The organism is Levilactobacillus sp., from assembly GCF_022646225.1.
Lineage (GTDB): Bacteria > Bacillota > Bacilli > Lactobacillales > Lactobacillaceae > Levilactobacillus > Levilactobacillus suantsaiihabitans.
The window spans coordinates 73,223-87,397 of record NZ_JALCJA010000002.1; the positions used below are offsets into that span (position 1 = coordinate 73,223).

13 protein-coding genes are annotated in these 14,175 nt (G+C 50.0%); 4 read left to right on the plus strand and 9 right to left on the minus strand.

Annotation, left to right across the window (positions count from 1 at the left end; genetic code table 11):
- The first annotated feature begins 534 nt into the window (after window positions 1-534).
- The 3 genes from LKH74_RS03155 to LKH74_RS03165 are packed head-to-tail and all read left to right on the plus strand — an operon-like array spanning window position 535 to window position 3,970.
- Complete coding sequence (locus LKH74_RS03155; protein WP_135367177.1) at window positions 535-1,290, plus strand: response regulator transcription factor; 756 nt, start codon at window positions 535-537, stop codon at window positions 1,288-1,290.
- A 15-nt stretch (window positions 1,291-1,305) separates the two neighbouring features.
- A complete protein-coding gene (locus LKH74_RS03160; RefSeq protein ID WP_287788103.1) occupies window positions 1,306-2,631 on the plus strand; it encodes a GHKL domain-containing protein in 1,326 nt (441 codons plus the stop codon).
- A 4-nt stretch (window positions 2,632-2,635) separates the two neighbouring features.
- A complete protein-coding gene (locus LKH74_RS03165) occupies window positions 2,636-3,970 on the plus strand; it encodes a signal transduction protein (RefSeq protein WP_287788105.1) in 1,335 nt (444 codons plus the stop codon).
- Window positions 3,971-4,448: 478 nt separating this feature from the next.
- Here LKH74_RS03165 and LKH74_RS03170 read toward each other — a convergent pair whose 3' ends face one another.
- The 4 genes from LKH74_RS03170 to LKH74_RS03185 form a co-directional block, all read right to left on the minus strand.
- Window positions 4,449-5,048, minus strand: a complete 600-nt coding sequence (locus tag LKH74_RS03170) for a zeta toxin family protein (protein ID WP_135367174.1) — start codon at window positions 5,046-5,048, stop codon at window positions 4,449-4,451.
- Complete coding sequence (locus LKH74_RS03175; RefSeq protein WP_135367173.1) at window positions 5,048-5,230, minus strand: hypothetical protein; 183 nt, start codon at window positions 5,228-5,230, stop codon at window positions 5,048-5,050. The genes LKH74_RS03170 and LKH74_RS03175 overlap by 1 nt, the downstream gene beginning before the upstream one ends.
- A gap of 360 nt (window positions 5,231-5,590) precedes the next feature.
- Window positions 5,591-6,481 (minus strand): RluA family pseudouridine synthase, encoded by an 891-nt coding sequence (locus tag LKH74_RS03180; protein ID WP_287788108.1) that lies wholly within the window; start codon window positions 6,479-6,481, stop codon window positions 5,591-5,593.
- 120 nt (window positions 6,482-6,601) lie between these two features.
- Complete coding sequence (locus LKH74_RS03185; RefSeq protein WP_125575520.1) at window positions 6,602-7,057, minus strand: universal stress protein; 456 nt, start codon at window positions 7,055-7,057, stop codon at window positions 6,602-6,604.
- A 526-nt stretch (window positions 7,058-7,583) separates the two neighbouring features.
- Between LKH74_RS03185 and LKH74_RS03190 the strand changes: the two genes are divergently transcribed.
- Window positions 7,584-8,252, plus strand: a complete 669-nt coding sequence (locus LKH74_RS03190) for a hypothetical protein (protein WP_287788112.1) — start codon at window positions 7,584-7,586, stop codon at window positions 8,250-8,252.
- A 13-nt stretch (window positions 8,253-8,265) separates the two neighbouring features.
- Here the strand turns inward: LKH74_RS03190 and LKH74_RS03195 are convergent, their stop codons facing one another.
- From LKH74_RS03195 to LKH74_RS03215, 5 genes are all read right to left on the minus strand, one after another.
- Window positions 8,266-10,077: an oligopeptide ABC transporter substrate-binding protein gene (locus tag LKH74_RS03195; protein WP_287788113.1), complete on the minus strand. Its 1,812-nt coding sequence runs from the start codon at window positions 10,075-10,077 to the stop codon at window positions 8,266-8,268.
- Between the two features lie 139 nt (window positions 10,078-10,216).
- Window positions 10,217-11,167, minus strand: a complete 951-nt coding sequence (locus LKH74_RS03200) for an ABC transporter permease (protein WP_287788115.1) — start codon at window positions 11,165-11,167, stop codon at window positions 10,217-10,219.
- Between the two features lie 14 nt (window positions 11,168-11,181).
- Window positions 11,182-12,141: an ABC transporter permease gene (locus LKH74_RS03205; RefSeq protein ID WP_287788117.1), complete on the minus strand. Its 960-nt coding sequence runs from the start codon at window positions 12,139-12,141 to the stop codon at window positions 11,182-11,184.
- A complete protein-coding gene (locus LKH74_RS03210; protein WP_135367167.1) occupies window positions 12,141-13,115 on the minus strand; it encodes an ATP-binding cassette domain-containing protein in 975 nt (324 codons plus the stop codon). The genes LKH74_RS03205 and LKH74_RS03210 overlap by 1 nt, the downstream gene beginning before the upstream one ends.
- The gene (locus LKH74_RS03215; protein WP_179951122.1) at window positions 13,112-14,125 is read right to left on the minus strand and encodes an ABC transporter ATP-binding protein; all 1,014 of its coding nucleotides are present in this window, start codon (window positions 14,123-14,125) and stop codon (window positions 13,112-13,114) included. Before LKH74_RS03215 ends, LKH74_RS03210 begins: the two co-directional genes overlap by 4 nt.
- Window positions 14,126-14,175: the final 50 nt, after the last annotated feature.

Below are 14,175 nucleotides of genomic sequence, written 5' to 3' on the forward strand. Positions count from 1 at the left end.
GGTTATTGGAGGCCTAGGGTTGTGACTAGTTAGAACTTGGGGGAGTGCTAATTGCCGACACGGGAATTAAATAATCCACTTAGAAAGGGGCTACCGATGGGGTAGTTCTTTTTTTTGCTGAAGGTTGAAAGGCGAAAATCAACTGGAATTATTGTTCTCATGCGATTCATGGCGTGAAAAATAGTCGTTTTCAGCCTCACAATACGAGCTGGCCGCCTTACCGTTACCTAACTTTAAATAGCCGAAACGCGCGCTAACAGGCCACTGGTGCCGCGCAAAAGGCAACCCCAAAAATTTCACAAAAAACCGGTTGTGACCGGACGAATGACTAGTGCCATGGGCCTGTCATCGCTAAACACCGCCAGCGATAGGGCGGTCAGTTGATAAGCCAATGGGCCAGTGCTTTGCTCGGGTACGAATAATCTCGTACCAAGTAAACGGCGTGCAACCGAAACGATTGCAAACGCCAGCGATTCAGGGTACATTAGTGGGTAATAGGTACGGTAACATGTTAGTTGAAAGGGTGTGAGGTTAATGCTAGCCGTTTATCTTTGTGAGGATAATCCGGAACAACTCAAACATTATACGGAAGTGGTGCAGCGCTACATCATGATCAATGATTATGACATGCAGGTTCGGCTAGCCACGCCCAGTCCGGCGGCGCTTCTGGATAATTTGCAGCAGGATCCCCCGGAATACGCCTTGTTTTTCTTAGACATTGAATTTCCGGCTGAAAAGACCACGGGACTGGAGACGGCGATTACGATTCGCCAGCGCTTGGCGTTTGCAGAAATCGTGTTCGTGACCACCCATTCGGAAATGGCGCTGCTGACGTTTGAACGTAAGGTGGAGCCGATGGACTTCGTGGTCAAGGACCTGGGACGCGAGCAGATCGACCAGAAGCTCCGCGAAAACATCGATTATGGTTATCAACGGTACACCAACTACTTAGGTAACACGGAAAATTTATTTACTTATACCATCGGCGGTCGGACCTTCAAGCTACCGATGGGCGACGTCTACTTCGTGGCGACCGCCGCCACGCCGCATAAGGTGACCGTTCACGCCGCCACACAACTAGTGGAATATCCGGGCTTTTTGAAAGACATTGCGGACCAGTATCCCGAACTTTACCGTACGGACAAGAGCTTCCTGGTGAACTTGGACAATGTCAGTGGTATCGATGAGGTCAATCGGCGGCTGATTTTTCCCAATGGGGACGAAACGGACGTGGCCACGCGGCGCTTTCATGAGGTCAAAACGCTGGTTCAGAAGCATTTGAAAGGGTAAAAGAAGGTGAGAGCGATGTTGGCATTGCATCTATTTGATTCACATTTCTGGATCAATTTTGTGTTGGCCATCACGATGCAGTGGTTCATTACGCTGTGGATCGGGGTCATTCGCCCGCAGAACTGGAAATTGCCCTTGAAGTGGATGGGCTGGGCCCTGATTCCGGCATTCATTGGCCGGCCTTGGTCGCTGATGTTGCCGCCCATCAGTGCGCTGGTTTATTTGATCCACCACCGGCCCAAGATGGCACTGATCTTTGTCAATGCCACCATCGTCATCTACCTGGTGGTCGTCTTGGTCAATGATGTCGTGCGGGCCGTCACCATTGAGGTTTTTGGTGCGACGACCAGTCAATCGGCGGTGGTCATTGCCGGCCGGCTGGTATTTCAGCTCTTTATCTACACACTGTTTTCTGTGGCGGTGTCAGGCATGCGCGTCCAGCCAGGGAATCTGGAGCGACTGGCCTTCAGCCACAAGGAACAGTGGACCGTCATGTCCATGCTGGCCAGCCTGGCGGTGTTGGCGCAACTATCGACGTTGATCATTCACCGCTTGGCCATCAATCACGCAATGATGACGTTTGCCCTCAGTATTGAATTGTTAATGATTCTCTTGATCAGCACGAGTCTGTTCTTCTTTCTGCAGAGCTTCTTTCGCCGGCAACGGGTTCAAGCGGAGTATCAAGCAACCCTGATTCGTTCCCGCTACGACCGGCGCATTTCCAACCAGGTCCAGGCCATTCGCCAGTTCAAGCAGACGTATCAAAAGCAAATGTTGCGGCTGGGCGATTACTTGGATGCTGAGGACTATCAAGGTTTAACGACGTATTACCAGTCGCTAAATTCCCGCTGGCAGGCAACCAGTCGTTTAGCCGGCTTAGAAGAGATGGGCTTACAACAGCTGCAGGACCCCCCGTTGAAAAGCCTCTTGTTTCAAAAAATTCTGGCCGCGCAAAATCACGGTTTGGCCCTGCGCCTGGAGATTCCCGACCCGATTCAACAGATTCCGCTCCCCAACGTGAAACTGCTGCGTATCGTGGGGATTCTCTTGGACAACGCGATTGAGGCGGGTGCCGTCGGGCAACGCAAGGACATTCACTGCGCCATTTTGAACTATCCGGATGCCATCGAAATTGCGATCGCCAATCCGGTGTCAGCCACGCAGCCGCCCAAAATTAATCAATTTATGAAGGCGGGTTACACCACGAAGGGGACGGGCCACGGCCAGGGCCTCAGTACGGTCCAAGACATCGTGACCGCGGCCCCCAATGCCGCGCTACAGATTGCCATCAAGTACCATCGCTTGTACTTTACGCTGATTTTGACCAAGCCAAAGGGGTGAGTCTATGATTACGGTCAATGCGCTGAGCTTTTCTATCGCGGATTATTCGATTGTCTATTGGTTTGTTTTCTTTCAATACTATTGGTTCTCACAATTGGTCATGATGAAACACGTTTCGCTATTTTGTGCGCTGGTTGCTGGCGTCTATGTGGCCGTTGACCTCCTCAATCCCTTTACGGCGGATAGTCGGCTGCTCGGGGCGTTGCCCGTGATCTTGTTGCTGGGTTTTGAGTGGAGCGTGCTAGCGATTCGCCATCAATTGCAATTTTTGCCAGCGTTCATCGACGTGACGATCCTGGCGTATTTGATGATCGAATTCATTGACATGATGGTGATTGCCGCCACGATTCAGTTGACCAGTCTGTCCTTTGCCACCAGTTTGTGGGGGACGCTTAGTGAAATCGTGATTGACAACATGATCTTTGCTCTGGTCGCCTCGGGATTGTGGATGACGCGCGCACCGATGGAAAATATGATTCACGACATGCTGGGGCGGTCCATGGAGTATTTATTCTTGACGTTCATGACCATCCTAGCCGTTGTGTACATTTTATTCGAGTACTCCCTGCAATCACTCCAGGATTCGGCGCAATACCTGGTCTTCTTGGGGGGGATTGCGGGGACCCTGGTCATGGGGCTATCGTTGAGCACCTACATGCTGATGCAGACCCACCTGCAGGCGACTCATAGCCGGATACAAGCGCAAAATCAGGCGTTTCGCGAGCAGTACACGACGGAGCTGAATCGCCAGATGGGTGCAGTCAAGAAATTCAATCATGACTACCAAAATATGCTCCTGGGGTTAGGTGGCTATTTGGCTGACCACGACTACGCGGGGTTCCGTCAGCTGTACATCGATATTCGCTCCGGCTGGGAGACCAGCAATGCTGCGGAACTGACGATCGAGGACCTGGCCAACGTGCCCAATACGGAATTGCGGCTTCAGTTGTATCACAATTATCTGTTGGCCCGCCAGCAAGACGTTCAACTCTTTGTGAAAGTACCGGAGCCACTGACCGCCACGGTATCGATGCTCAAGCGGTTGGGGAAAATCGTTGATGAAACGCTCCCGGCCAATCTGCCCGTCTTACGCAATCTCCAGCCAGCCGCGGTGACCTTTGAGTTACAGGAGACTACGCGAGAATTACGGTGGTTGTTAACCTTTCCGGTCCCCAACAACGCGCAACTCGACGGTCACAGCCGCGTGACTTCTAGTGCTGGTATATTAGATTTTTCTTATATACATGAATTGTTACCGCCCAAAGCTACCAGTTCGCTGCAGATAAAATTTCATTGGGGACAATTAATTGTGGCTTTACCGAAGTCAATGACGGGATAGCCCACCCCTTGGAGCTTTCACAAAGTCAGTAGGCAAAACCGTTTACTGAATACTATCGTCCGAATAAACTAATTATCTGAAAACGCTTGCATTTCTACAGCCATCTGATATACTAAGTCTTGTAATACCAATCAATCTTTCAGGGAGCCTGGAAAATAAAGTGATTTTGCAGGTTCTTGACATTGTGAAGTTTCTCTCAATCGGTGTGATTAGGTGAATCTTCACAGCACGATTAGTTTTAACTAACTAAAAGTGATTTGAATTGCTCAATACTACATATTGAGATTATGGCTGATTTGAGTAACAGCGTTTTCCTGACTACAAACTGTGATTATGTTGAATGCTCTAATGATGCTAGTGGGAGTCGGAGAGTGGTTACTCCGGCTTTTTTGTTTTATATTGATAAGATAACCGAAATTCTAGAATCATTGATGCTGAGTAGTTCACAGTCAAGTTGATTAGAAAAAAGGCAACGCAATTAAGAGTTGCCTTGGAGGGGATAAAATTCATTTGATTGAGGTAACCAGGGGTGTAAGACGAGTAGATCTTGCAAAACTTGGTTGTGATCACGGGCGTAGACCAATTCCAAGAATGGCTCATTTGAATAAATCTTGACCGCATCCACGGAGCGCGCAATCTTTGGCAGGTTAGCTAATGATTGCCGAAATCTCTTCAAAATTAATTCGGTAGGGACACCGTGGCCACCTTTAGCAACTCGTTTTGCAACGCGATCTATCGCAATTTGTGGACTAGAAACACCAATGTATAGTAAAGTTACGAGAAAGCCTTGCTGCTGGGCTTGGGTAATTAATTCTTGCTGAGTTTTACCGTTACCCGCCAGTGTTGTTTCCATATGAAACGATACTTTTTCTTGTATATATTTGCGTATTAGTTTTAACTCCATACGCATCGCACGCAAATTGTCAGCTGAACTCTGCCAATCACCTTGGTGTTGACGTAAAATTTCGTCAGCATTGACTCGTTTGGTGTCAGAAAAAAGGGTTCGATTGTCAGTATACAGCGTTGTTTTACCGGAGCCGTTGACTCCAGCAACGATGATAAATATAGGCTGGGTCATTAGCGAACGAATCCTTTCTGGTTGATGGTCTTTTTTTGACGCTCCCCTAAAACGTAATTGTATAGCGCCAAGTAAACCTTCTTTTTCTGTGGATCTTTTTCGTACAATGCGCCATGTAATAGTTCATCAATGTCATACTTTTCCGGGTCATCAAAGACGTTAGAAATAGGGTTACTGGCCATTTATGATCACCATACTTTCCGTTTAGAATTAACGTTAGTATAACGTATTTTGAATACTTAGTCTCGTGTTGCGCGTAACGGTTACTCGTTTACGCTGGACGATGAATTAACATCATTTTTATTTAAAAAAACAAGGGCGTTACCGGTTTCCGCATGCCGGTAACGCCCTTAGTGATTTCAGGATAGATTTAGGATTCCCCAGATTAATAAGATGGCTAATAATAACAGTAACAGAATTAGAGAAACTCTGGATTGCCAACGCATCAAATCCCCCCTAAGCCTACTAACTATCCTTAGTTTATCAGGCGGGATGGTTAACGGTTACAATCGTCTAAATCGCCATTTTTTTGACGATAATGCCTAATTTAGCTGGAAATGGTCAAAATCAGGCGGTATCGGGGCCACCACCGTCGTTTGAGGGCCGTCTAGGGTAAATGGCTGGGGAAAGCGTAACTGCCAGCAGTGTAGCCGTAAACGGCTCTGACCGTGAACGGCGTATAAGGGGTCGCCGATTAACGGATGACCCGCGTGGGCGAGGTGGACTCGCAACTGATGCGTGCGGCCGGTCTCGAGCCAGAGCTTGACTAGCGTGGCTTGTGGCCTATGGTCGAGCACAGCGTAGTGGGTGATGGCGGATTGGGCGTGCACGCCGTTGACCAGTCGTTTGCGGCGGTCTTGGGGGTCACGGCCAATCGGGTCGGTGAAGGTGCCCTGGCCAGTTAAGGTACCGTGCACCCAGGCCAGGTAAGTGCGCTGAACGCGTTTTTCGGCGATGTTGCGAACCATGATGGGCACAACGGCGGGCGTTTTGGTCATGAGTAATGCACCGGTCGTTTCCTGATCCAAACGGCTCAAAATGTAGGGGCCAGGCTGGTTGGGCCCCAGGTAGGCCGCCACGTGATTGAGGGTGGTGCCCCGTTCCCACGGTAGGTTGGGGTGCGTTTTACTGCCACGAGTCTTATTGACGACAATGAGGTCAGGCGTTTCGTAGAGCACGCTGACCGTGGCGGCGCTGTCGGGGGCGACGTCTGGGAAGGGTTCCTTGAAATCACTGGGCAAGAAAGTTAGTGAAACGGTGTCGCCGCCAGTCACGGGCTGATTCATGGTGCGGTAGCTGCCGTTGACCAAGACCCGTTGATGGATGCGCAGATCATGGACCAGGTGACTCGGCAGGTACCAAGCGGTCAGTAGCGCACGCAAGGGCATGGCGGCTTGGTTGACGGGAAGCTGAATGGTGTAGGTCCACTGCATGGGAGCACCTCCTTTGAAATGTGGTTAGTAGAAAAATGGCCACCAATTTTAGATACCACGCTTAGAAAAAGAGTCCGAGACACGTGGCCTCAGACTCTCGGTTAGGTTCTAAATGAAAAATTATTTCGTTGGTTCTGGCTTAACAATCAGCACGTCGCAGATGGCCGAACGGCTGACGTAGTTGGTTACGGAGCCGACCATTAACCGTTCAACGGCGGTCAGACCCGTTGAACCAATGACGATCAGTTCAGACTTGTGGTCTGCTGGGAATTCGCGGGCAATAACGGGCTTCGGGTTACCGAAACGCACGTGAATGCTGACATCCGGCACACCGGCGTCGATAGCTTGTTGCTTCAACGCATCGAGGCGGTCTTGGACGTCTTGAGAAAGTTTGTAGATGACGTCGCCACTTACGGCACCACCATAGGTATCGCTAAATTGATTGACTTCGAGGACGTTTAAAATATCCAGATGGGTCTTGTTGCGTTTTGCAACTTCGATTGCTTTTTCTAAGACTGGTTGGGTTGCCTTGGAACCATCAACGGGAACCAGAATGTTCTTGTATTGTTGTAACATATGGAATGCCACCCCTTCACGAGTCATGTTAAAACTTTACCTTAACTATATCATTTATTGCCCAGGGTGTAAGCCTTTTATTCTCAAAAACCCACATGAAAAACCGTGAAAAGGCCGTGAAGTAGGGGATTATTCAGGAAAGAAAAAATCTCTTTTTCACCGTCAGCGATTAAGTGGTGAATCAGCAATGGTGATGGGTAATTGGCGATACAAATTAAAAAATTTTCGACTGATTCTTGATGACGCCAATTCGTGGCCAAGCGGTTGTTGCGACGGTGATAATTTGTCATAAAAATCATTATAAACGTTGTTCTGACGGCGTTTATAACTATTGGCAATAGCACCTAATTCCGGTATAGTGATGGTTACCAAAACGAATCGGGGAGGACAAACATGTCGGATGGTGCAGGTCTCGAGTGGGTCAATGTGATTTGGCTGGTGGTCAAGGTGGGCTTAGTACTGATTTTTGTGAGTGGCTTTTGGTGGCAATGGCGGCATCACGGGCGTAAATGAAGGGGATAGCGAAATGATAAAACAACTACACGTTTTTGGGCTACAACATAGTCAGCGACTGGGGATCTTACTCACGTTGCTGCTAGTCACGGTGGTCGTTACGGGGTTTCAAGTGAACGGTCAGCTGGATACGAAAGGGACCTTGGATCTGGTCACATTGATGCTCCCCAGCCTGGTGCTGGGGGGAACTTTCGGCCAGACCACCCAGACGCCGGGACAACGACTGGCGCTGATGGGCGTGGTGAATCTGCTCTACTTGGCCGTCTTGAGCAGTGGTCTGTTTTTGCTGACGCAATCGGCGTTTCAAAATCCGCTGCAGATTGACTCCGTCTTGATGATGGGCCTGGCCTATGGCGGACTGGCGGGAGTTCAGGTCGGTCTTGAGTGGTGGTTACTCTTAATGCTCTTAGGCACGCTCCAGCTGATTGGTGGGCTCTATCATCGCCGCTGGTCACTGCTAGTTCCGTGGCTAGTGCCCGTGGGCTGGTTCGGGTATCAGGGCCTGTTGGTTCTCACGGCGGTTCCCTGGAGTTATCCGGGGTTCTTTGCGGCAGAAGTGCTGGCCTTTTTACCGGCGATCGTTCCGGTAGCCACCGGCATCAGCGTTGCGGAATACCTATACCTGATGGCACACAAAAACCGCCGCATCCCGAAAGATACGACGGTTCATCTGAGCGATTAGACAACGATTTTGATTATTCAAGCTTTGAAGAAGTCAAGCTCAAACTGCTCCAGAATTCGTTGTTGGCAGGACTGATATCAAAGCCCTTGACCCGCTTGTTGACTGGACCCCAGTTGTAACTGAAGGCACCAGGAGCAACGGCGGCTTGTTCGTTCATGTATTGTTGCCATTCCTTGAAGGCCTTAGTCCGGTAAGATTCGTTCCAAGCCTTGTTGTTGTTCATGTTGTTGATCAATTGCGTGTTCTTCTTAGAGACGAAGTGACCCATGTTGTAGGTCGCATCTTCACCGTAGAGTTGCGTAGGGGTTGGTTCAGAAGATAAGCCCCAAGCAGCGGCGTAAACGTCGATCTTGCTTTGCTTTGGTTGTTGTAACGTGGCGTAGAAGCTGTTCATTTCCATCGTCTTACCACCAGTGAATTTGACGTTCAAGCCGATTTTGTGCCATTGTTGCAGGTAGTCTTGGTATTGAGCGGCTTGTGCAGAGGTCCCCGTCATGGCACCGAAGTAGATGGTTAACTTCTTGCCATTAGGATCTGAACGCCACTTGCTACCGTTACGCTTCTTGTAACCGGCGTCAGTCAGTAACTTTTTGGCTTTCTTGATGTTCAGTGGGAAGCCCTTGGCGCTAGAGTCGTAGTACTTTTCAAAGATTGGTGGAATCAAGGTGTTGGCCCGCCAAGTGATCCCGTTCCCAAACTTCTTGTCGATAGCATCCAGGTTCAAGGCGTACATCATAGCTTGACGTAAGTTCTTGTTAGCCATCTTGCTGTTCTTATCCATGACGTTCTTTTGAGTCTTGGTGTCGTAGTGACCAACGTTGAAGCCAAAGTAGTTGTAAGAAAGAGCTGGTTGACCAACCATCTTGTAGTCCTTCAAGTTCTTCAACTGCTTGTAATCAGTGCCACGCATAACGCTGGCTGGAACCGTGAAGTCGTACTTCTTGGATTGGATAGCCTTGTCAATGTTGTTTGAGGAAACAACGTTGATGGAGATGTGCTTGATTTGGGCTTTCTTGCCGTAGTAGTACTTGTTTGGTGACCAAGTGGTGGATTCACCTTCAACGACCTTGTCCAGCTTGTAAGGACCCGTGAAGAGAGGGTTCTTCCGAACTTGACTAGAGGAAGCTAACTTGGCGATTGGGACGTTCTTGATGTATTCGTAAGGTTCAACGGTGCTCCAGATGAAGGAGTTCCCAGCATATTGCATGGCTGGCGTCACTTTATCTAAGTGTAAGACCGCTGTCCGACCCTTTTCACCATCGGGGAAAGTGATCCCAGAGATGGTCTTGGCCTTACCCGTGTGGTAAGCAGCCATCCCTTTGATGTTGTTGAAGTCGGCCGAGTATTGTTGTGAGGTCGTCTTCGGGTTGGCAATGACTTCGTAAGGGTATTCGATATCCTTGGCAGTGACCTTAGAACCGTTAGACCACTTGGCGTTACTCCGCAAGGTGATGGTAACAGTCTTGGCTTTCCGGTTGATTCTTTGGTTAGCTAAGCCACCATCAACAATCTTGTAGTTCTTGTCGACTTTCCAGAGGCTGGCTGCACCACCGGGAGAGAAGACGTCGGAGTCTTCAGCATTGGTCGATAAGACGGGATCGGAGATACCTTGGAATGGCGAGTCGTTAGGTTCGGCGACCTTCAATGTACTGTTGTTCGTGGCTGACTTATCAGTAGCTTTCGTGTTGTTGTAAGATGCAGACAGCTTGACGGAAGCGCCGGTAGTCCCACTACTGCTGGATGAACTCTTGTTGTTGGAACATGCCGCGAGGCTAATCGTCGCTAAGACGGCCACCGCTGACAATGCGAGTTTTTTCTTATCCATGCTATGTTTCCCCCTTGTTTTTGAGAATCCTCATAATCAACGCAAATCGGTTCCCCTCAGAATCGATTGGTAAAGCAGTAACGCAGTAAATACATACGGACGTTGAGTGGCACCATCTCCTCAAATGGATTCAGGCTAGTTAATCAGCAGCCCCTTGCCGTTGCGAAGCATCCGCTGCGCGCCGGAGAACTTGCCCGATGTAACTAATGGATAAACACAAAATAATGATTTCTAATGCGGCTGGCAACCAAGTCCACCAGTATTGGGTGATGTTGTTAGGATCATTGGCGTTGGCAATCATGGTCCCTAGCGAAGGCGTTTGGCTAGGTAGCCCGAAGCCCAGGTAGGAAAGCCCGGTTTCAACCCCAATGTTTTCCGCAAAGGATAGGGTACAGTCGACGATGATCAGAGAAGAAATGTTGGGCATGATTTCGCGGAAGATGATTTTCCAGTTGCTGGTCCCGGAAGTCTTGGAAGCCGCAACGTAATCCTTCTCTGATTCAGCCAGGGTCCGCGACCGAATCAGTCGCGACGTGCCTTCCCAGTAGAAGATGGAGAAGATCAGTGTCAACGTGACTGAGTTGTAGTGGGGAATGATGGTGACCAACACAATGATCATCATGGTCATGGGCAACATCATCATGAAGTCGTAGACCCGTTGCATGCCCCAGTCGATGTAGCCGTTGAAGTAACCGGAAATCAACCCCCAGCAAATCCCAAAGGTGGAAGAGATAATGGTCAGCCCAATGGCAATCCCGATAGAATTACGGGAGCCCACAATCAACTGTTTGGCAACGGAACGCCCACCAGAATCGGCCCCTAACCAGAAGTCCGAAGTGAACGGCTGGTTAAAGTAGGCCATGATATCCGTTTCCATCATCTTGGGGGTGTTAATGAACAGAGCCCCAATCATAACGAAGAGGATAAAGCCCACAATGATGAAGAGGGCGACCATGGCCGGCTTGTCAGCCTTGAATTCGCTCCAAATAATCTTAGCCGTAGAAGGCGTTGCTTCTGCCTGCGCCTCTTGCGTCAGACGGGCCAAATCAGTTGCGGAAACGTCTGAGTGTTGTTCAAAATTTTCTGCCATTCTGTTTAGCCTCCTTATTCGATTCGAATTCGTGGATCAACGATACTTAAGATAATGTCAGATAGTAAGGTCCCCAATAAGTTCAAGATCCCGTAGATCAGGACCAATGCGGTAATGACCGTGTAGTCCCGGTAGCTAATCGAGTTCACGAAGAGTAGGCCCATCCCGGGGTAGGAGAAGACGGTTTCGGTAAAGATCGATCCGTTCAGTAACCCGGTAATGGAGTAGCCTGCGAACGCAGCGATTGGCAACAGGGAATTTCTGAAGATGTGGTGACGGTAGATGTCCTTGCTAGGCACCCCTTTGGAACGGGCTGTCCGGACGTAATCAGATCCCTTGGCGTCGATGACTTCGGAACGCAGGTACTGTACGATGTTGACGGTCCCGAACAGGGCTCCTAAAATACCCGGCAAGAGGATGTGGTAGAAGCGACTACCGATGGTACTTAGCCAACCGCTTGCCGACGAGGATATTGACCCAGTCGTGGGGAACCACCCGAAGACGTAGCCAAAGATCCAGATCCCTAAGACCAAGATGACGAAGAAGGGGATGCAGTAAGTTACGTAGGTGTAGACCCGGATGATGGTATCGGGTAATTTACCTTCGTGGCGACCGGCGTAGACGCCCATTGGTAAGGCGAAGGCGTAGGTCAGAATCATGGTGAAGAGGGCCAGCCATAAGGTGTTGGCGGCCCGACCACCGATCAGCCGGGTGACAGGTTCTTGGTACTGGTAACTGTTCCCTAAGTTACCGTGGAACAAGTGAACGACCCAGTTCCAGTATTGCTGGTACCATGGGTCATACAACCCGTTGATTTTCATCAAATGGTGAATCTGTTGCGGGTCAGCCTTGGGGTTGATGGAGCCGGTAAAGGGATCACCGGGCATCGCTTTGGCCAAGAGGAAGACCAGAATACTGAGAATGATGACTTCGGGAACCATGATTAAGATACGACGGAGAATCGTTTTCCACATTAGGCCTGCACCTCCCCTTCCTGGCTGGCAAGTTGTTTAGCAATCGTTTCAGGGAGGGCCACCGAGTGGGTGGGGCTGACCTGAACCAACGGGAACGCCTCGCCGTTTTCATCGTAGTATTTACTCTGTTGTTCTTGGTAAATCTTTTCGACGGCTAGCCGAGAGGCCCGGTGTGCCATCCGTTGATTAACGTTGGTTTCGGGGATCGCGGCGAGCAGGCGTTTCGTGTAGATGTGTAGCGGATTGTTGTAAATGTCATCTCGCGTGCCAATTTCAACCAAGCGGCCTCGGTTCATGATGGCAATGTTGTTACACATGTGCCGCACGACCCCTAAGTCATGGGAGATGAATAGGTACGAAATGCCAAATTCTCGTTGAATCTTTTTCATGAAGTTCAACACTTGGGCTTGAACGGACAGGTCCAACGCGGAAACCGGTTCGTCGGCGATAATCAGCTTGGGATTGGTGGCTACCGCGCGGGCGACCCCAATCCGTTGCCGTTGTCCACCGGAGAATTGGTGGGGATACTTGTAAAGTGCGTCGGCATCCAGTCCAACGATATCTAGCAGCTGTAAGACCCGCAGCTTTTCTTCATCTTTACTGAGGTGTTCGAAGTTCCGCAGTGGTTCGGCGATGATGTCTTCGATTCGCTTCCGGGGATTCAGACTAGATAGGGAGTCTTGGAAAATCATTTGGACGTCCTGGTTGTAGTCGAGCTTGGTGCGGTTCGCCTTCTTGGTGATGTCGACGCCCTTGTAGAGGATCGATCCGCTGGTAACCTTTTCCAAGCCAACCACGGATTTACCAGTGGTGGACTTGCCAGAACCAGATTCGCCAACCAGGCCGTAGGTTTCACCGGCCTCAATATTGAAGGTAATGCCATCCACGGCCCGAACAGAATCGGTGATACGGTTCCAGAAACCCGTCCGGATGGGGTAGTGGACCTTTAGATCTTTGATTTCAACTAAGCTCATGCGGTCACGCTCCCCTTCTCATCTGGAAATTTGAAGTGTTTGTAGCAGGTGCACCGGACCTCGTGTCCCGGGGCCACTTCATGCATGGTTGGATTGGCTTCGTGTGCTTCAGCAGGCACCCACGGAATTCGGGGGGCGAACCGGTCGCCGGTACTTGGCATCTTCTGTAAGGAAGGCACGTTGCCATCGATGACGTAGAGGTCGTCGTTCTCATTGTCCCGTTGCGGCATGGACCGTAGTAGGGAACGGGTGTAGGGATGTTCGGGCGTGTTGAAAATCTGTTCCGCCGTTCCCTGTTCGACGATTTGCCCCGCATACATGACGGCAACCCGGTCGGCCGTTTCGGCAACGACCCCCAAGTCGTGGGTGATCAAGATGATGCCGGCGTGATTTTCCTTTTGAATCGCCCGTAAGACATCCAGGATCTGGGCTTGAATCGTCACATCCAGCGCCGTCGTGGGTTCGTCGGCAATAATGAGGTCCGGCTTGCAGGCGATGGCGATGGCAATGATGACCCGTTGCCGCATCCCACCGGAAAGCTCATGTGGAAATTGGCGCGCGGTCCGCTTGGGATTAACAATCCCGACTTCATCTAAGAGCTGTAAGACGCGGTCGTGTTTTTCTTCCTTGGTCAGCTTGGTGTGGTAGTCCATGACCTCACTGATTTGGTCCTCAATGCGCTTGAGTGGATTCAAAGCAGATAGGGGATCTTGGAAGATCATGCCGATCTTGGCGCCGCGGAATTGGTTGTAGTCGGCATCATCCAGTTGTAAGAGGTTGGTGCCTTCAAAATCAATTTCGCCGGAAATCTTGGTTTCACTGGGATCATGCAACCCCATGATCGTTGTTGCTAAGGTACTCTTGCCACAACCTGATTCACCAACGATGGCGAGAATTTCGTCGTGCTGGACTTGGAGGTCGATGTGGGAAATGGCGTCGTAGAATTGGCCATTGATTTTGAAAGCCGTACTGACGTCTTTAATGTTTAAAAAGTTTGATGCGGTCTCCACGGAAATCCCTCCCCAATGTCATTTCTAATATATCTCTCATTTTTTGTATA